The following is a 13,502-nucleotide window of genomic DNA, read 5'->3' as shown; positions in this document are numbered from 1 at the left end:
GTGCCCGGCCGCCTGGCGACCGGTGGAGGACGCGGCGCGACACGCGGCCTGGGGACGCCGCGGGTGAGGCGCCTCAGTCGAGCTGCGTCAGCTCGTCGAGGTTGCGGTAGGCGAGGTGGATCCGGACGGTCGGCTCGACGAGCGCGGACCGCACCACGCGTCCCACTGCGTCGTGCCCGACGGCGGTGACGGCCTTGGAGGCGGCCGCGGCACGCACGGGCCTGGCCATGCGGGCCTTCCATCCTGAGGGGCGTTCCACGTCGGGCCATTCGGCGGCGGCGAGCTCGCGGTTGAGCGCCTCGGCGAGCTCCTCGCCGCTGGCGACTGTGTCGGCGAGGACATGCCTCCAGGTGAGCGGGAGCCCGTCGGTGGCGGCGTCGATCCAGTCGAGCCGCTCCCTCTCGACGGAGGCGAGTCCGAGCGGCGTCAGCTCGGGCACCTGGCTGGCGCGTCCGGCGGCGACGGCACCTGCGGCGCGGGCGCGCGCGTCGACCCCGGCGAGCCGTGCGAGCGCGTCGATGATCTCGGTCTTGTCGGGCAGGGTCGGCTCGGCGTCCTTCGCGAGCGCACGCGCAAGCGCCTTGCCGGACGCGACCAGGTCGGCGCGCACTGCCTCGGCGGCGATGGATCCCGACTCGACGGCGCCCTCGAGCTCGGCCTTGAGACCGTCGATGCCGCGGCCGGTGCGGGCGCTGATCGGGATGACGGGCACCTCGAGCAGGCCCTCCTCGCCGATGAGCCGCTGGAGGTCCTCGACGATCTTCCAGTCGTCGCCCTCGGCGAGCCTGTCGGTCTGGTTGAGCGTGACGAGCGAGGGCTGGCCGTGGACGGACGCGACCTGGAGGTAGGCGGAGTGGAGCGCGTGGTCTGCGTACTTCTGCGGGTCGACCACCCAGATGAGGAGGTCGGCGAGGGGGACGACGCGGTCCACGACCTCGCGGTTGGCGCCGTTGATGGAGTCGTGGTCGGGCAGGTCGAGCAGCACGAGCCCGGCGAGCTCGGGCGGCGGGTTGGGCACGTGGTACCTGTGCTCCTCGCGCACTCCGAGCCAGTCGAGCAGGGCGCCTGCGCCGTCGGAGTAGACGGCGGCTGACGCGTGCGAGGTGGTGGGCCTGGTGACGCCGGGGACGGCGAACTCGGACCCGGTGAGCGCGTTGAACAGCGTGGACTTGCCGGAGCCGGTGCCGCCTGCGAGAGCCACGATGGTCCAGTCGACGCCGAGCTCGAGCCGCTCGTCGCAGCGGCCGATGGTCTCGCGGACCTCGTCGCGCACGTCACGGGGCATCGCGTCGGCTGCCCACTCCATGGAGGCGCGCAGGCGGTCGACCCGCTCCTGGAGCGCGGTGGTCTGGTTCCGGGGCGGAACCTCCTGGAAGGTGGGGCTCACAGGAGTCCCCTGAGCTCGGCGCGGCGCAGGCGCACGCGGGCGGAGGCCTCGGGCAGGAGGGACGTCACGTCGGTGGGCTTCATCATGTCGAGCGCCTCCTTGTTGATGACGTACTTCCGTGCGGCAGTGAGCTCGGTGCGGGCCGTCTCGGACTGCTCGTTGATGGACCCGGAGGTGGCGACGGTGAGGAAGGTGCGGGCGGCCTCGACGCCGAGCGCCGCGGAGGCGAGCGCGGTGGAGAGCCCTTGCGCGCCGATGAGGTCGCGTGCGCGCTGGGCTCCGGGGAGGGTGTCTGCGAGCTCGTCGACACGGTCGAGCCAGGCGCGCGTCGCGTCGGCAGCGTGCCGTTCGCGGATGGCGCGGGCCTCGCGTGGGTCGCGCTGGGAGGCGAGCCAGGGTCCGGGCCCCTCGCCCACGTCGGTGAGGGCGGTGATCATCGCGTCGGACGCGTCGGACGCGGCGAGCACGAGGAAGGCCTCGACGGCCTCGGTGATCTCGCGTCGCATGGTCTGCAGGACGTCGTCGCGCTTCTCGCGGGCGATCCGTCGCTTGGTCCACATGGAGCGGCGGAGCCGGAACAGCTCGCCGCCTTCGCTTGCGGCCTGCTCCCAGCGGGAGGCGAGGGACGACGTGGGGATGTCGAGGTACCAGGTCTCGCCGCCCTTGTTGTCGGCCTGGGCGGCGCAGCGGCGGACCTCGGAGCGGACCTCCTTGGCGGCGGCGGCCTGGTCGTCCATGATCTCGGCGAGCCGCTCGAGCCATTCCTTGAGGGATTCGGCGGCGCCGTGGAGGGTGCGTTCCACGATCGCCTCGGCGGACGCGGAGGCGACGGATTCGAGCCAGCGGGCGAGGCCGCCGACGATGTCTCGCGGCACGTTGCCGCGGCCTTCGGGGTCCTCGGGGATGACAAACAGGGGCAGGCCTTCAAGACCCTCGTCCTGGAGACGTTCGACGAGGTCGCGGCGCACGTGGGCGGCGACGTCGACGGTGACGCGGTTGAGGACGATGGCGATCGACGCACCTCGTTCGGCGCCGGCGCGGAGCGCCTCCCACGGGACGGCGTCGCCGTAGCGCGCGGCGGTGGTGACGAACAGCCACAGGTCGGCGGTCTCGAGCAGCTCGTGCGCGATCTCGCGGTTCTCGCCGGACACGGAGTCGAGGTCGGGGCTGTCCACGAGCGCGAGCCCGCGCGGCACCTCCTCGGTGGCCATGACCTTGGCCTTCTGCTCGACCTCGCTCAGCAGCTGGGTGTCGAGCGGGTGGTGGAAGAGATGGGGCTGCTTGGTGGTGGGGCGCAGCACGCCGGAGGGGGTGAGCTCCTCGCCGATGAGCGCGTTGACGACCGTGGACTTGCCTGCGCCTGTGGACCCTGCGACGACGACGATCGCGGGCGAGGCCTCCTCGCGCACACGCGGGATCAGGTGGTGGTCGAGCTGGTCCAGCATGTGCTCCATGAGCTCCGCGGACTCGTCCTGATGACCTGTGGGCAGGGGCAGCTGAGTCGTCGCCACCACCTTGCGGGTGTCGACGAGCGCATCGAGCAGCGCACCCGGGTATGACCATGTCTTGATGGGCCGGATGCTCATGCCTGGTATCCCCGCACAAACGCCATAGGTCCCAGGCTACCCGTCCAGAGGGCGGACGCCCTGCCGCACTGCCGGGGCGGCGTCAGGCCCGTGGGGCCCCGGTGGAGGCGTCCGACGTGGGGGTCGCCGCGTCGTCCGCGGGGCCGACGGGCCGCGTGGACTCTCGTACGACGAGCTGGGCGGGCAGGGGCGTGTCGATGGTCTCCTCACCGTCGGCGTCGAGAGCGACGAGCACCTTCTGCACGATCGCGCGTCCGAGCGCGGCGAAATCCTGGCGGACGGTGGTGAGCGGCGGGAAGAGGTAGCCGGCCTCGGGGATGTCGTCGAAGCCGACGATGCTGACGTCCTCGGGCACGTGGAGCCCGCGCTGACGCAGGGCTGACATGAGGCCGATCGCCATCTGGTCGTTGGACACGAAGACGGCGCTCCCGTGAGGCAGGTCGAGCGTGCCGCCGATGCCGAAGCCGCTGGCAGCGGTCCAGTCGCCGTGCTCGGGCTCGATGATCTCGAGGCGTCGGGCTGCGAGCTCGTCGCGCCATCCGCGCACGCGCTCGTTCGCGTCGGGCGCGCCCGCAGGGCCTGCGACGTGGAGGATGCGCGTGTGGCCCTGCTCGGCAAGGTGGGCGACGGCGGCGCGGGCGCCCCGGTACTGGTCGATGGACACGATCCGAGGGCCGGGTCGGGGCACCGAGGCGGAGGCGACGACGGGGACGGACACATCGATCGCGGAGACCACCTCGAGCGCGGGGACGTCCGCGACGACCACGACCACGGCGTCGACCCGCTGCCGCAGCAGGGCTTCGATGCTGGCGCGGACGGCCGACGCGTCGGCACCCGCCGTGCTGACCGCGTCGACGCTGTAGCGGGCCTCGCGCGCGGCGATGTTGACGTGCATCGCGATCGACGCGGGCCCGTGATCCACGTTGTTGGGCGTGATGAGCCCGATCGTGCGAGTGCGGCGGGTCACGAGCGCGCGTGCCGCCGGTGACGGGCTGTAGTGGAGCTGGGCGATGGCCTCACGCACGCGCTGCTCGGTCGCAGGCCGCACGTTCGGGAGCCCGTTGAGGACGCGGGAGACCGTCTGGTGGGACACTCCGGCGAGGCGCGCGACGTCGAAGATCGTCGCGGCGCGCGTGCCCTCGTCCTCAGCCACCGGTCAGACCTCGCTCTCGTCGGGTCGCGCCACGAGCGCGAGCAGGCCGTCGGTCGTGAGGGAGGATGCGTCGACGGTGTCCACGATCCTGCCATCCCGCAGGACGACCACACGGTCGCCGACGCTCAGCACCTCCTCGAGCTCGGCGGAGATGAACACGACGGACACTCCGTTGAGCGCCATCTCGCCGACGAGGTTCTGGATCTCGACCTTGGTGCCCACGTCGATGCCGCGGGTCGGCTCGTCGAGCACGAGCACACGCGGGGCGAGTGCGAGCAGGCGGGCGAGCAGCACCTTCTGCTGGTTGCCGCCTGAGAGCGTGCCTGCGGGCCTGTCCACGTCGGCGGGTCGGATGTCGAGCGCGTCCACCCAGCTCATCGCGAGCTCGCGCCTGTGGGCGGGTGGGAGGCGACGGATGATGCCGCGCTCCGCCTGTAGGCCGAGCGTGATGTTGTCCAGGACGGACATCTCGGCGACGATGCCGTCGCGGCGGCGGTTCTCCGAGGAGTAGACGACGCCAAGCGACATGGCGGTGCGGGGCGACTCGAGGTCGGTGGTCTCGCCCTCGATCCTGATGATCCCGGAGTCGAGCCTCGTCACGCCGGTGAGCGCGCGGGCGAGCGAGGTGCGGCCGGAGCCGAGCAGCCCGGCGACGCCGAGCACCTCGCCCGCGCCCAGGTCGACGTCTGCCTCCACCACCCCGCCGGCGGAGATGCCTCGACCGCTCACCAGGGCCTCCCCCGACGCCCGCTCGGGGGTCTCCCGGTCGCGAGCGCGCAGCGGCGCACCTTCGTGGCCGAGCATCTTCTGGACGAGGTCCACGCGCAGGAGCTCGTCGGTGAGGTACTCCCCCACGAGCTCTCCGTCCCTCAGCACGGTGATGCGGTCGCAGATCTCGTACACCTGGTCCAGGAAGTGGGAGATGAAGAGGATCGCGACGCCGCGGGCCTTGAGCTCGCGGATGATGCGGAACAGCTCGGCGACCTCGTCCAGGTCGAGGCTCGAGGTCGGCTCGTCGAGGATCAGGACGCGGCAGTCGGTGGAGATGGCGCGAGCGATCGCGACGAGCTGCTGCACCGCGACGGACTGGCTGCCGAGCAGCGCGGACGTGTCGACCTCGAGCCCGAGGCCCTCGAGGACCTCGCGGGCGCGCCGCCTCATCGCCGCACGGTCGATCACGCCGAGCCGTCGTGGCTCGCGCCCCAGGCAGACGTTCTCCGCGATCGAGAGGTTGGGCAGCAGGTCGATCTCCTGGTAGACGGTCGAGATGCCGAGCCCGATCGCATGCTCGGTGCTCGCGATCTGGACGTCCCGCCCCGCGAGCGTCATCCGTCCCTCAGTCCAGGGGACGGCTCCAGTGATCGCCTTCACGAGCGTCGACTTGCCCGCACCGTTCTCCCCCATGAGCGAGTGCACCTCGCCGGGGTACAGGTTCAGGTCCACCCGACGCAGCACGGCGTCGGCGCCGAAGCGCACCGTTGCGCCGGTCACCTGGAGAAGCGGAGAAGCCTGGTCCACGCCCCCATTATCGGGGAGCGGACCAGGCCTCCTGAGGGACGCGCTCAGCGCCTGCCCTCGGAACGGGCGACGATCGCGCGCTGCACCACGATGAAGAGGAGCAGCAGCGCGCCGACGATGATCTGCATCCACGACTGCTCGGCGCCCATGAAGGAGATGATCGTCTTGATGGTGCCGTAGACGAACACACCGACCATGGAGCCCACCACGTAGCCGCGGCCGCCTGTGAGCAGCGTGCCGCCGATGACGACGGCCGCGATCGCGTCGAGCTCGGTGCCGATGCCGTTGCGCGGGTAGCCGGCGCCCGAGTAGGCGGTGAGGATCAGGCCGGCGAGGCCCGCGCAGAGGCCGCTGATGACGTAGACGGCCACCTTGGTGCGTGCCACGTTCAGACCCATCAGCCTGGCGGAGCTCTCGGAGCCGCCGATCGCGTAGACCGTGCGACCGAACCTGGTGAGGTGAAGGACGAACGCGGCCACCGCGACCGCGAGGAGCGCGATGATGCCTGTGGGCGTGATGTACCAGGATCCGACCGTGATGCGGGTGGACTGGAGCCACAGGATCGCCGGCTCCTCCACCTTGATGGACGACAGGCTCACGACGAACGCGAGCCCTCGTGCGAGGAAGAGGCCGGCGAGCGAGGCGATGAACGGTTGGACGTTGAAGTACTGGACGAGCACGCCGATGACGAGCCCGATCAGCGCGCCGCCCAGGATGATCGCCGGCACCGCGATGACCACGGGCAGCCCGTCCGCGAGCAGCTTCGCGCCGAGGATGCCGGTGAACGCCATCACCGATCCGACGGACAGGTCGATGCCGCCGGTGAGGATCACGAACGTCATGCCGACCGCCAGGACCAGCAGGTAGGCGTTGTCGAGCAGGAGCGCGGAGATGTTGCGCGGGGTGATGAAGTCGCCGCGGAGGAACGCCTCGGCGCCTGCGAACAGCAGGAGCAGGATCGCGAGCGCCGCGAAAGTGGGCATGAGGGCCGCGTGACGGCCCAGGAAGGACTCGACCTTCATGGTCCTGCTCTCCTTGGTGGTCTCGTCCCTGACTGCGGTCGCGGTCATCGCGCCACCTCCGCCTTCTCACGGTCGTCCGTGTCTGTCTTCGCTCGGGTGAGGGAGGCGGACGCGCGGGAGAGCGCCCCGCGCACACGCGAGGACTGCACGACCACGACGACCACCACGACGATCGCGAAGAACACGGGGCTCTGCGCGGAGGGGACGCCGAGGAAGAGGATGGTCGAGTCGAGCGTCTGGATGATCAGCACGCCGATGACGGTGCCTGCGAGCGAGAACTTGCCGCCCGAGAGCGACGTGCCGCCGAGCACGACCGCGAGGATCGCGTACAGCTCGATGAACAGGCCCGCCGCGTTGGCGTCGGCTGCCTTGATGTTGGAGGCGTAGATGATGCCGGCGACGCCCGCGAGCGTGCCGGACACGATGTAGGCGCTCCAGATGATGCCGCGCGAGCGGACGCCCGCGAGGCGGCTCGCCTCGGGGTTGATGCCGACCGCCTCGGTGAGCACGCCGAGGGCCGTCCGCCGTTCGACGAGCGACATGACAGCGATCGCGGCGACCGAGATGAAGAAGGCGACGGGCAGCAGCAGCACGTAGCCGCTCGCGATGAAGGAGAACGGGTCCGAGTTCACCGTGGTGATGAACCCACCGGTGATCAGCAGGGCGACGCCTCGGCCCGCGAGCATCAGCACGAGTGTCGCGATGATCGGTTGGATCTTGAGGACGGCGACCAGGAAGCCGTTCCACACGCCCAGCACGAGCGCGACGAGCACAGCGACGACCACGGCGACCGCGACCGTCCCCAGGCTCCCCGGATTGCCCGATCCGTCGATGATGGTGAGCGCCACCGCGCCGGAGACCGCCATGACGGCACCGACGGAAAGGTCGATGCCTCGCGTCGCGATGACGATCGTCATGCCGAGCGCCACGAGCATCAGCGGGGCGCTGTTGCGGAGGATGTCGATCAGAGCGCCGTAGAGGCGCCCGTCCCGCATCGTGATCTCGATGAACTGGGGGCGCGCGATGGTGTTGACCACCACGAGCGTCAGCAGCGAGACGACCGGCCAGAACAGCCGGTTCTTGAAGATGCCGGTCATGCCGCGCTCCCTTCGCCCTCGTTGGCGATGTAATCGATGAGCCCGTCGAGGTCGGTCGACGCGCTCTCGAGCTCGCCGATCTTGCGCCGGTCGCGCATCACGACGATCCTCTGCGCCAATCGAAGCACCTCTTCGAGCTCGGAGGAGATGAAGATGACGGAGAGTCCGTCAGCGGACAGCTCGGAGACCTTCTTCTGGATGTCAGCCTTGGCGCCCACGTCGATGCCGCGGGTCGGCTCGTCGAGCACGAGCAGCTCGGGCGCGGTGGCGAGCCATCGTGCGAGCAGCACCTTCTGCTGGTTGCCGCCGGAGAGGTTGCCGACGAGCGCGTTCGGGTTGGCGGGGCGCACACCGAGCGCCTCGATCCAGCCGGTGACGACCGCGTCCTTCTCGGACCTGCGCAGGCGCCGCGCCCAGCCTTGCCTGGCCTGCATGCCGAGGACGATGTTCTCGGCGACGGTGAGGTCGGACACCACCCCCTCCTCGCGTCGGTTCTCGGAGGAGAAGGAGATGCGGCGTCCGATCGCGTGGAGGGGGGAGTGGATCTTGGCGGGCGCGCCGTGCAGCTCGATCTCGCCCTCGTCGGCGCGGTCGGCGCCGTACAGAAGGCGGACGAGCTCGGTGCGTCCGGAGCCGAGCAGGCCCGCGAGGCCGACGACCTCGCCGGGATAGACCTCGAGGTCCGCGGGTTCGAGGATGCCGCGCTTGCCGAGCCCGGTCGCCTTGACGACGGGCGCGCCGCTGCGGTCGATCTCACGATGTGCCGAGCTGGACAGCGTCGCGAGGTCCTCGAGCTCGCGGCCGATCATCTTGGTGACGAGCGCGTCACGGGGCAGCTCTGCGATGGGGTACTCGCCGACGAGGGCACCGTTCCTGAGGACCGTGATGCGGTCGGCGATCTCGTACACCTGGTCGAGGAAGTGGGAGACGAAGAGGATGGCGACGCCGCGGTCGCGCAGGTCGCGGACGACGCGGAAGAGGAGCTCCACCTCTCCGCGGTCGAGGCTGGACGTCGGCTCGTCGAGCACGAGCACCTTGGCCTCGAGGACCATGGCACGGCTGATCGCGACGAGCTGCTGGATGGCGATCGAGTGGCTCGCGAGCGAGGATCGCGGGTCGATCGCGAGGCCGAGGCTCACGAGGTGCTTCCTCGCCTCGGCATGGGTGCGCCGCCAGTCGATGACGGAGCCGCGGCGGGGCTCATGCCCGAGCATCACGTTCTCCCCCACCGTGAGGTTCTCGCAGAGGTTCACCTCCTGGTAGACGGTGGAGATGCCCGCCGCCTGGGCGTCGCCTGCGGTCGAGAACGACTGCTGGCGTCCGTCGACGACGATGGTGCCCTCGTCGATCGTGTAGACGCCGGTGAGGGCCTTGATGAGGGTGGACTTGCCGGCGCCGTTCTCGCCCATGAGGGCGTGGACCTCGCCTGGCCGGAGGGTGAAGTCGACCTTGTCGAGAGCGAGGACGCCGGGGAATCGGATGGTGATCCCGGTCATCTCGACGATCGGTGGGACGACGGTGTCCGCGGTCATGTCTTCAGGCAGCTTTCTGATCGAGTGCGAGGGTTCCCGTCGGGGGCCGGCTGCTGTGACCGGCCCCCGACGGGGCTCCCTCCCGGTTGGAGAGGACGCCCGTCAGTACGAGCGGTTCGGGAGGGCCTCGATGGCGGCCTCCTGGTCGAAGGCCTGGTCCTCGACGATGGTCCGCTTCTCCACGGAGTCGCCTGCCAGGACCGCCTTGACCAGCTCGGCAGCCTTGTCGCCGAGCAGCGGGTTGCACTCGACGATGTAGTTGATCTTGCCGTCGGCGAGGGCCTGCATACCGTCGTGGACGGCGTCGATGGAGACGATCATGATGTCCTCGCCGGGCACCGCGCCCGCCGCCTCGATGGCCTCGATCGCGCCGAGCGCCATGTCGTCGTTGTGCGCGTAGACCAGGTCGATCTCGTCGGCCCCGTACTTCTGCAGGAAGCTCTCCATGACGGTCTTGCCTCCGTCACGGGTGAAGTCGCCGGTCTGCGAGTCGATCTTCTCGATCGGTGTTCCCTCGATCGCCATGTCGAAGCCGGTGGCCCTGTCGTTGGCGGGCGCGGAGCCGGTGGTGCCTTCGAGCACGACCATGTTCGTGGGCTCGGTGAAGGTCTCAGCCGCCCACTCGCCGGCCTTCTGGCCCTCGAGCTGGAAGTCGAGGCCGACCCACGAGGCGTAGAGGTCGTCGGAGGCCGAGACCGTCCGGTCCTCGAGGATCACGGGGATGCCCGCGTCGGAAGCCTCCTGGAGGACGTCGTCCCAGCCGTCCTCGACGATCGGGGCGATGACGATGGCGTCGACGCCCTGGTTGATGAAGCTGCGGACCGCCTGGATCTGGGCAGCGGGGTCGTTGTCCGCCGCGTTGAAGACAAGGTCGAATCCGTTGTCCTCGGAGAACGCGGTCTTCATGGACTCGGTGTTCGCGGAGCGCCAGCCGCTCTCGGAACCCGTCTGCGCGAAGCCGACGGTGATCATGTCACCGCCGCCGTCCGCTGGTGCCGCACCGTCAGAGCTCTCGGTGTCTCCGGAGCTGGAGCAGGCAGCCAGTGCGAATGCCGCGACACCTGCCAGTGCGAGGGTGGATAGGAAACGCTTCTTCATGCTCAGAACCTCCTCGTTCTGTCCGGCGCCGTTGCCGGGTAGAGCGCATTGCCTCACGACGTCGCCGATGACGTCGCTTACAAATATTAGCGCTCACAATTCGGAGGCTCTCAAGTCGAGAACGGTCACGTTTCTGTAAAGTCTTGTACGGGGAACCGGTTCGACGCAGGCATTCGAGCAGAAATGTGAGTGCTCACAACAGCTGCCTCACCCGCGTCGACCCGGGTACCCCGCTCACGACACCTGGCGGCGCCAGCCCATCATCGTCGCCGTGAGGACGCGCGAGGCCTCCGCGAACGACCCTCCGGGCTCAAGGGATGCCTCCGCATCGGCCCGTCGACCGGCATCGAGCATCCGCAGCACCTCGGCGGCTGCCCGATGGAAGGCCGCATGCTGCTCCTTGGCGACCGCATGGTTGCCAGTGGAGTCCTGACCGCCGCTCTCCCCCAGCCAGCGCCCGAAGGCGCATCTGTCGTCACGACCGACGAGGGCGACGTCCTCCTGGTGACGGCCCGCGTCGACCGCGCTCCGCAGACGCTTCTTCCACGCGCCGTGGGCGCCGATCGCTCGGGTGATCTGCCGCTCGACCGCGACGTCCCCGTCGTCGGCGACATAGCGGAAACGGGCCAACAGCTCCGTGAGACCGCCCGTCATCCGGGCGGCGTCGGCCTGCGCCGCCGTCGTGTCGGTCACCGCCTCGCTCGACGTGGACGCAGCATCCGCGATCCGGTTGATCGACTCCGCGATCGCCTCGGCCCCCGCGGCCGCCTCCGTCACCGACCGGCTCATCTCCTCGGTCACCGACGTCTGCTCGTCGAGCGCCGTGGCGACCGCACCCTGGCTCTCGCTGACATGGTCGATCACTGTCGTGATGCGGCCGATCGCCGTCGCCGCGGCGCCCACGTCGGTCTGAATCGCCTCGATCCGCCCGCCGATGTCCTCGGTGGCGCGCGCCGTCTCCTGCGCCAGATCCTTGACCTCGGACGCGACGACCGCGAAGCCCTTGCCCGCCTCCCCCGCGCGCGCCGCCTCGATCGTGGCGTTCAGCGCGAGCAGGTTCGTCTGCTCGGCGATCTGCGTGATCAGCTTCACCACCTCGCCGATCTGCGCCGACGACTCGCCGAGCTGCGACACCGTCGCGCTCGCCGTCTCGACAGCCTCGACCGCCTGCGACGCCTCCGCCGCACCGGCGCTCGTCGAGCTCGCGATCTCCCGGATCGACGCCGACATCTGCTCGGTCGCGGTCGCGACGGCCTGCGCACTCGTGGAGACCTGCTGCGCCGAGGCGGCGACCGAGCCCGCCTCGCGCGAGGACTCCGCGACGCCGCCCGAGATCTCCGACGTCGCGACCGAGAGCTCCTCCATCGCAGCGGAGAGGGCGAGCACGTCGTCTCCGATCGTGCCGAGCTCATGGCCCAGGCGAGCGGCGAGGTGGTCGTAGTCCTCCGCGAGCCCTGCGCACGGGCCGCGGCGCGCGGCCTCAGTCCGACCCGTCAGGTCGCCGTCAGCGGCCGCGCGCATCAGGCCTGCGAGCTCGCGCCACGAAGCCCCCACCCGCGCCGCGAACCAGCCCGCCCACGCGAAGGGGAGCACGACGGCGCCGATGGCCGCGACGGCCAAGGTCGGCAGCGCCCATCCCGGGGCGCCCTCGACGCCGCTCAGCGCTGTCACTCCCGCGAGCGCGCCCACGACCCCCGCGAGCGACGACACCGTCGCCCCCACCATCAACTGACCCTTGAACCCGAACACGAGCCACCCCCTAGACATCAGAGCCGTCTCTGCGACCCACAGGCGCCCGGACTGCCGGGGCACGCCGACAGTTCGTCCATGCCGAACGATCAGGAATGGGACCTTGGGCCCGATCTCGCGCCCCTCCCAGGAGTTCTTCTCAGGACGCACGCCCACTACCCTGGTACCCGTCGGCCACGCCGCCGCCTTGCCCTCGTAGCTCAGCTGGATAGAGCATCGGACTTCTAATCCGCAGGTCGCAGGTTCGAATCCTGCCGGGGGCGCCCGCTCCGTCGTCCCCGCCTCCCGTTGCAGACCCGGCACACCTGGCTGATCATCGAAGGGCGAGGCCCCGCACCGGAGGGCGGTCATCGCCGACGCCGACGGCAACCACATCGGCCCCTACGAGGGCGTCACCGAGACCGGCTGACGCGGCTTCGCTCGGACTCCACCGCCTCGCGCACCTCAGGCGCCGTCTCCTGGATGAAGCGCGTCATCGCGGCGGGGTCGTCCGACGCGACGATGAAGGTGGAGAAGCCGTGCGTGAGCGCGAGGTCGGCGAGCTGGTCGGCCCCCTCCCCTCCCGAGATGTTCAGGAGCCGCGTGATCTCGCCCGGGTCCCTGCCGGCCGCGGCCGCGGCGTCGTCGATCCGCGCGGTGTGCACGCCGATCTCGTCCGGCCTCATGTAGCCGAGGCTGGGCAGCCATCCGTCGCCCTTGCGTCCCGTGAGGCGGAGCATGCGCGGCTTGTAGGCGCCGATCCATAGAGGGATCCTGTGGGCCGGCTGGGGGCCGCGCTTGGCCCCGACCGCCGGATAGTAGTCGCCACCGCGCAGCCCGCCGCGCTCCTCCGGCGCCCACAGTCCCCGCATCAGGTCGATCGCCTCCTCGAGCGCGTCGACTCCCTGGCCGGGCGTGAGGCGTCGGCCGCCCATCGCCTCGATCGCATCCCAGAAGCCGCCAGCACCGATGCCCAGGTCCAGCCGGCCGCCGCTCAGCAGGTCGAGCGAGGCCGCCGCCCGCCCGTAGACGAGCGGCTGCCGCAGCGGCAGGTTGAGCACGTTCGGGGCGAGCCGGATCGTCTCGGTGGACGCGGCGACGTAGCTGAGGAGCGTCCATGTGTCGTGGAATCGCGGCTGATACGGGTGGTCCTGGAACGTCACCAGGTCGTAGCCGAGCCGCTCGCTCAGCTGCGCGAGCGCGACGGGCGCGTGCGGCTGAGCGTTGCCCGGGGTGACGAAGGTGCCGAAGGCGAGTCGATGCCCGTAGTCCATGGGTGAGGTGCTCCTCGAAGCGCAGGGGCGGGGTGCCATCCAGGACAACACGGGCGCGGCCGCCGAAAGTCCTGGCGGAGGGGGTCTCCCGCACAGCCGGGCCCTAG

General features: G+C 70.4%; 10 protein-coding genes and 1 tRNA gene. 1 reads left to right on the top strand and 10 read right to left on the bottom strand.

Annotated elements, in window-relative coordinates; all coding sequences use genetic code 11:
• Positions 1-73: 73 nt before the first annotated feature.
• The 9 genes from QQX04_RS08170 to QQX04_RS08130 all read right to left on the bottom strand — a co-directional run bounded on the left by QQX04_RS08170 (position 74) and on the right by QQX04_RS08130 (position 12,160).
• Positions 74-1,387: a GTPase gene (locus QQX04_RS08170; protein WP_301128028.1), complete on the bottom strand. Its 1,314-nt coding sequence runs from the start codon at positions 1,385-1,387 to the stop codon at positions 74-76.
• Positions 1,384-2,973 carry a dynamin family protein gene (locus QQX04_RS08165; protein WP_301128026.1) on the bottom strand — a complete coding sequence of 530 codons (1,590 nt, stop codon included), beginning with the start codon at positions 2,971-2,973 and terminating at the stop codon, positions 1,384-1,386. The genes QQX04_RS08170 and QQX04_RS08165 overlap by 4 nt, the downstream gene beginning before the upstream one ends.
• 82 nt (positions 2,974-3,055) lie before the next feature.
• On the bottom strand, positions 3,056-4,126 hold the full coding sequence (locus QQX04_RS08160) for a LacI family DNA-binding transcriptional regulator (RefSeq protein ID WP_301128024.1): 1,071 nt from the start codon (positions 4,124-4,126) through the stop codon (positions 3,056-3,058).
• A 3-nt stretch (positions 4,127-4,129) separates the two neighbouring features.
• Positions 4,130-5,644 (bottom strand): sugar ABC transporter ATP-binding protein, encoded by a 1,515-nt coding sequence (locus QQX04_RS08155; protein ID WP_301128023.1) that lies wholly within the window; start codon positions 5,642-5,644, stop codon positions 4,130-4,132.
• 44 nt (positions 5,645-5,688) lie between these two features.
• Positions 5,689-6,714, bottom strand: a complete 1,026-nt coding sequence (locus tag QQX04_RS08150; protein ID WP_301128021.1) for an ABC transporter permease subunit — start codon at positions 6,712-6,714, stop codon at positions 5,689-5,691.
• The gene (locus QQX04_RS08145) at positions 6,711-7,763 is read right to left on the bottom strand and encodes an ABC transporter permease (RefSeq protein ID WP_301128019.1); all 1,053 of its coding nucleotides are present in this window, start codon (positions 7,761-7,763) and stop codon (positions 6,711-6,713) included. Before QQX04_RS08145 ends, QQX04_RS08150 begins: the two co-directional genes overlap by 4 nt.
• Positions 7,760-9,295 carry a sugar ABC transporter ATP-binding protein gene (locus QQX04_RS08140; RefSeq protein WP_301128017.1) on the bottom strand — a complete coding sequence of 512 codons (1,536 nt, stop codon included), beginning with the start codon at positions 9,293-9,295 and terminating at the stop codon, positions 7,760-7,762. The genes QQX04_RS08145 and QQX04_RS08140 overlap by 4 nt, the downstream gene beginning before the upstream one ends.
• 102 nt (positions 9,296-9,397) lie before the next feature.
• Positions 9,398-10,393 carry an ABC transporter substrate-binding protein gene (locus QQX04_RS08135; RefSeq protein WP_301128015.1) on the bottom strand — a complete coding sequence of 332 codons (996 nt, stop codon included), beginning with the start codon at positions 10,391-10,393 and terminating at the stop codon, positions 9,398-9,400.
• 234 nt (positions 10,394-10,627) lie between these two features.
• On the bottom strand, positions 10,628-12,160 hold the full coding sequence (locus tag QQX04_RS08130; RefSeq protein ID WP_301128009.1) for a methyl-accepting chemotaxis protein: 1,533 nt from the start codon (positions 12,158-12,160) through the stop codon (positions 10,628-10,630).
• A gap of 171 nt (positions 12,161-12,331) precedes the next feature.
• On the opposite strand from QQX04_RS08130, the gene QQX04_RS08125 reads away from it, so the two are divergent.
• A tRNA-Arg gene (locus QQX04_RS08125) sits at positions 12,332-12,405 on the top strand.
• A 129-nt stretch (positions 12,406-12,534) separates the two neighbouring features.
• On the opposite strand, the gene QQX04_RS08120 is transcribed toward QQX04_RS08125, so the two are convergent.
• Positions 12,535-13,395: an LLM class flavin-dependent oxidoreductase gene (locus QQX04_RS08120; protein WP_367312950.1), complete on the bottom strand. Its 861-nt coding sequence runs from the start codon at positions 13,393-13,395 to the stop codon at positions 12,535-12,537.
• Positions 13,396-13,502: the final 107 nt, after the last annotated feature.

The organism is Demequina zhanjiangensis (assembly GCF_030418315.1).
Lineage (GTDB): Bacteria > Actinomycetota > Actinomycetes > Actinomycetales > Demequinaceae > Demequina > Demequina zhanjiangensis.
This window is presented reverse-complemented; position numbering and strand designations above follow the sequence as displayed.

Excerpts from the sequence above, each read along its gene's own strand:
- QQX04_RS08165 (WP_301128026.1), bottom strand. The coding sequence starts at position 2,973 with ATGAGCATCCGGCCCATCAAGACATGGTCATACCCGGGTGCGCTGCTC.
- QQX04_RS08150 (WP_301128021.1), bottom strand. The coding sequence starts at position 6,714 with ATGACCGCGACCGCAGTCAGGGACGAGACCACCAAGGAGAGCAGGACC.
- QQX04_RS08145 (WP_301128019.1), bottom strand. The coding sequence starts at position 7,763 with ATGACCGGCATCTTCAAGAACCGGCTGTTCTGGCCGGTCGTCTCGCTG.
- QQX04_RS08140 (WP_301128017.1), bottom strand. The coding sequence starts at position 9,295 with ATGACCGCGGACACCGTCGTCCCACCGATCGTCGAGATGACCGGGATC.
- QQX04_RS08135 (WP_301128015.1), bottom strand. The coding sequence starts at position 10,393 with ATGAAGAAGCGTTTCCTATCCACCCTCGCACTGGCAGGTGTCGCGGCA.
- QQX04_RS08130 (WP_301128009.1), bottom strand. The coding sequence starts at position 12,160 with ATGTCTAGGGGGTGGCTCGTGTTCGGGTTCAAGGGTCAGTTGATGGTG.
- QQX04_RS08120 (WP_367312950.1), bottom strand. The coding sequence starts at position 13,395 with ATGGACTACGGGCATCGACTCGCCTTCGGCACCTTCGTCACCCCGGGC.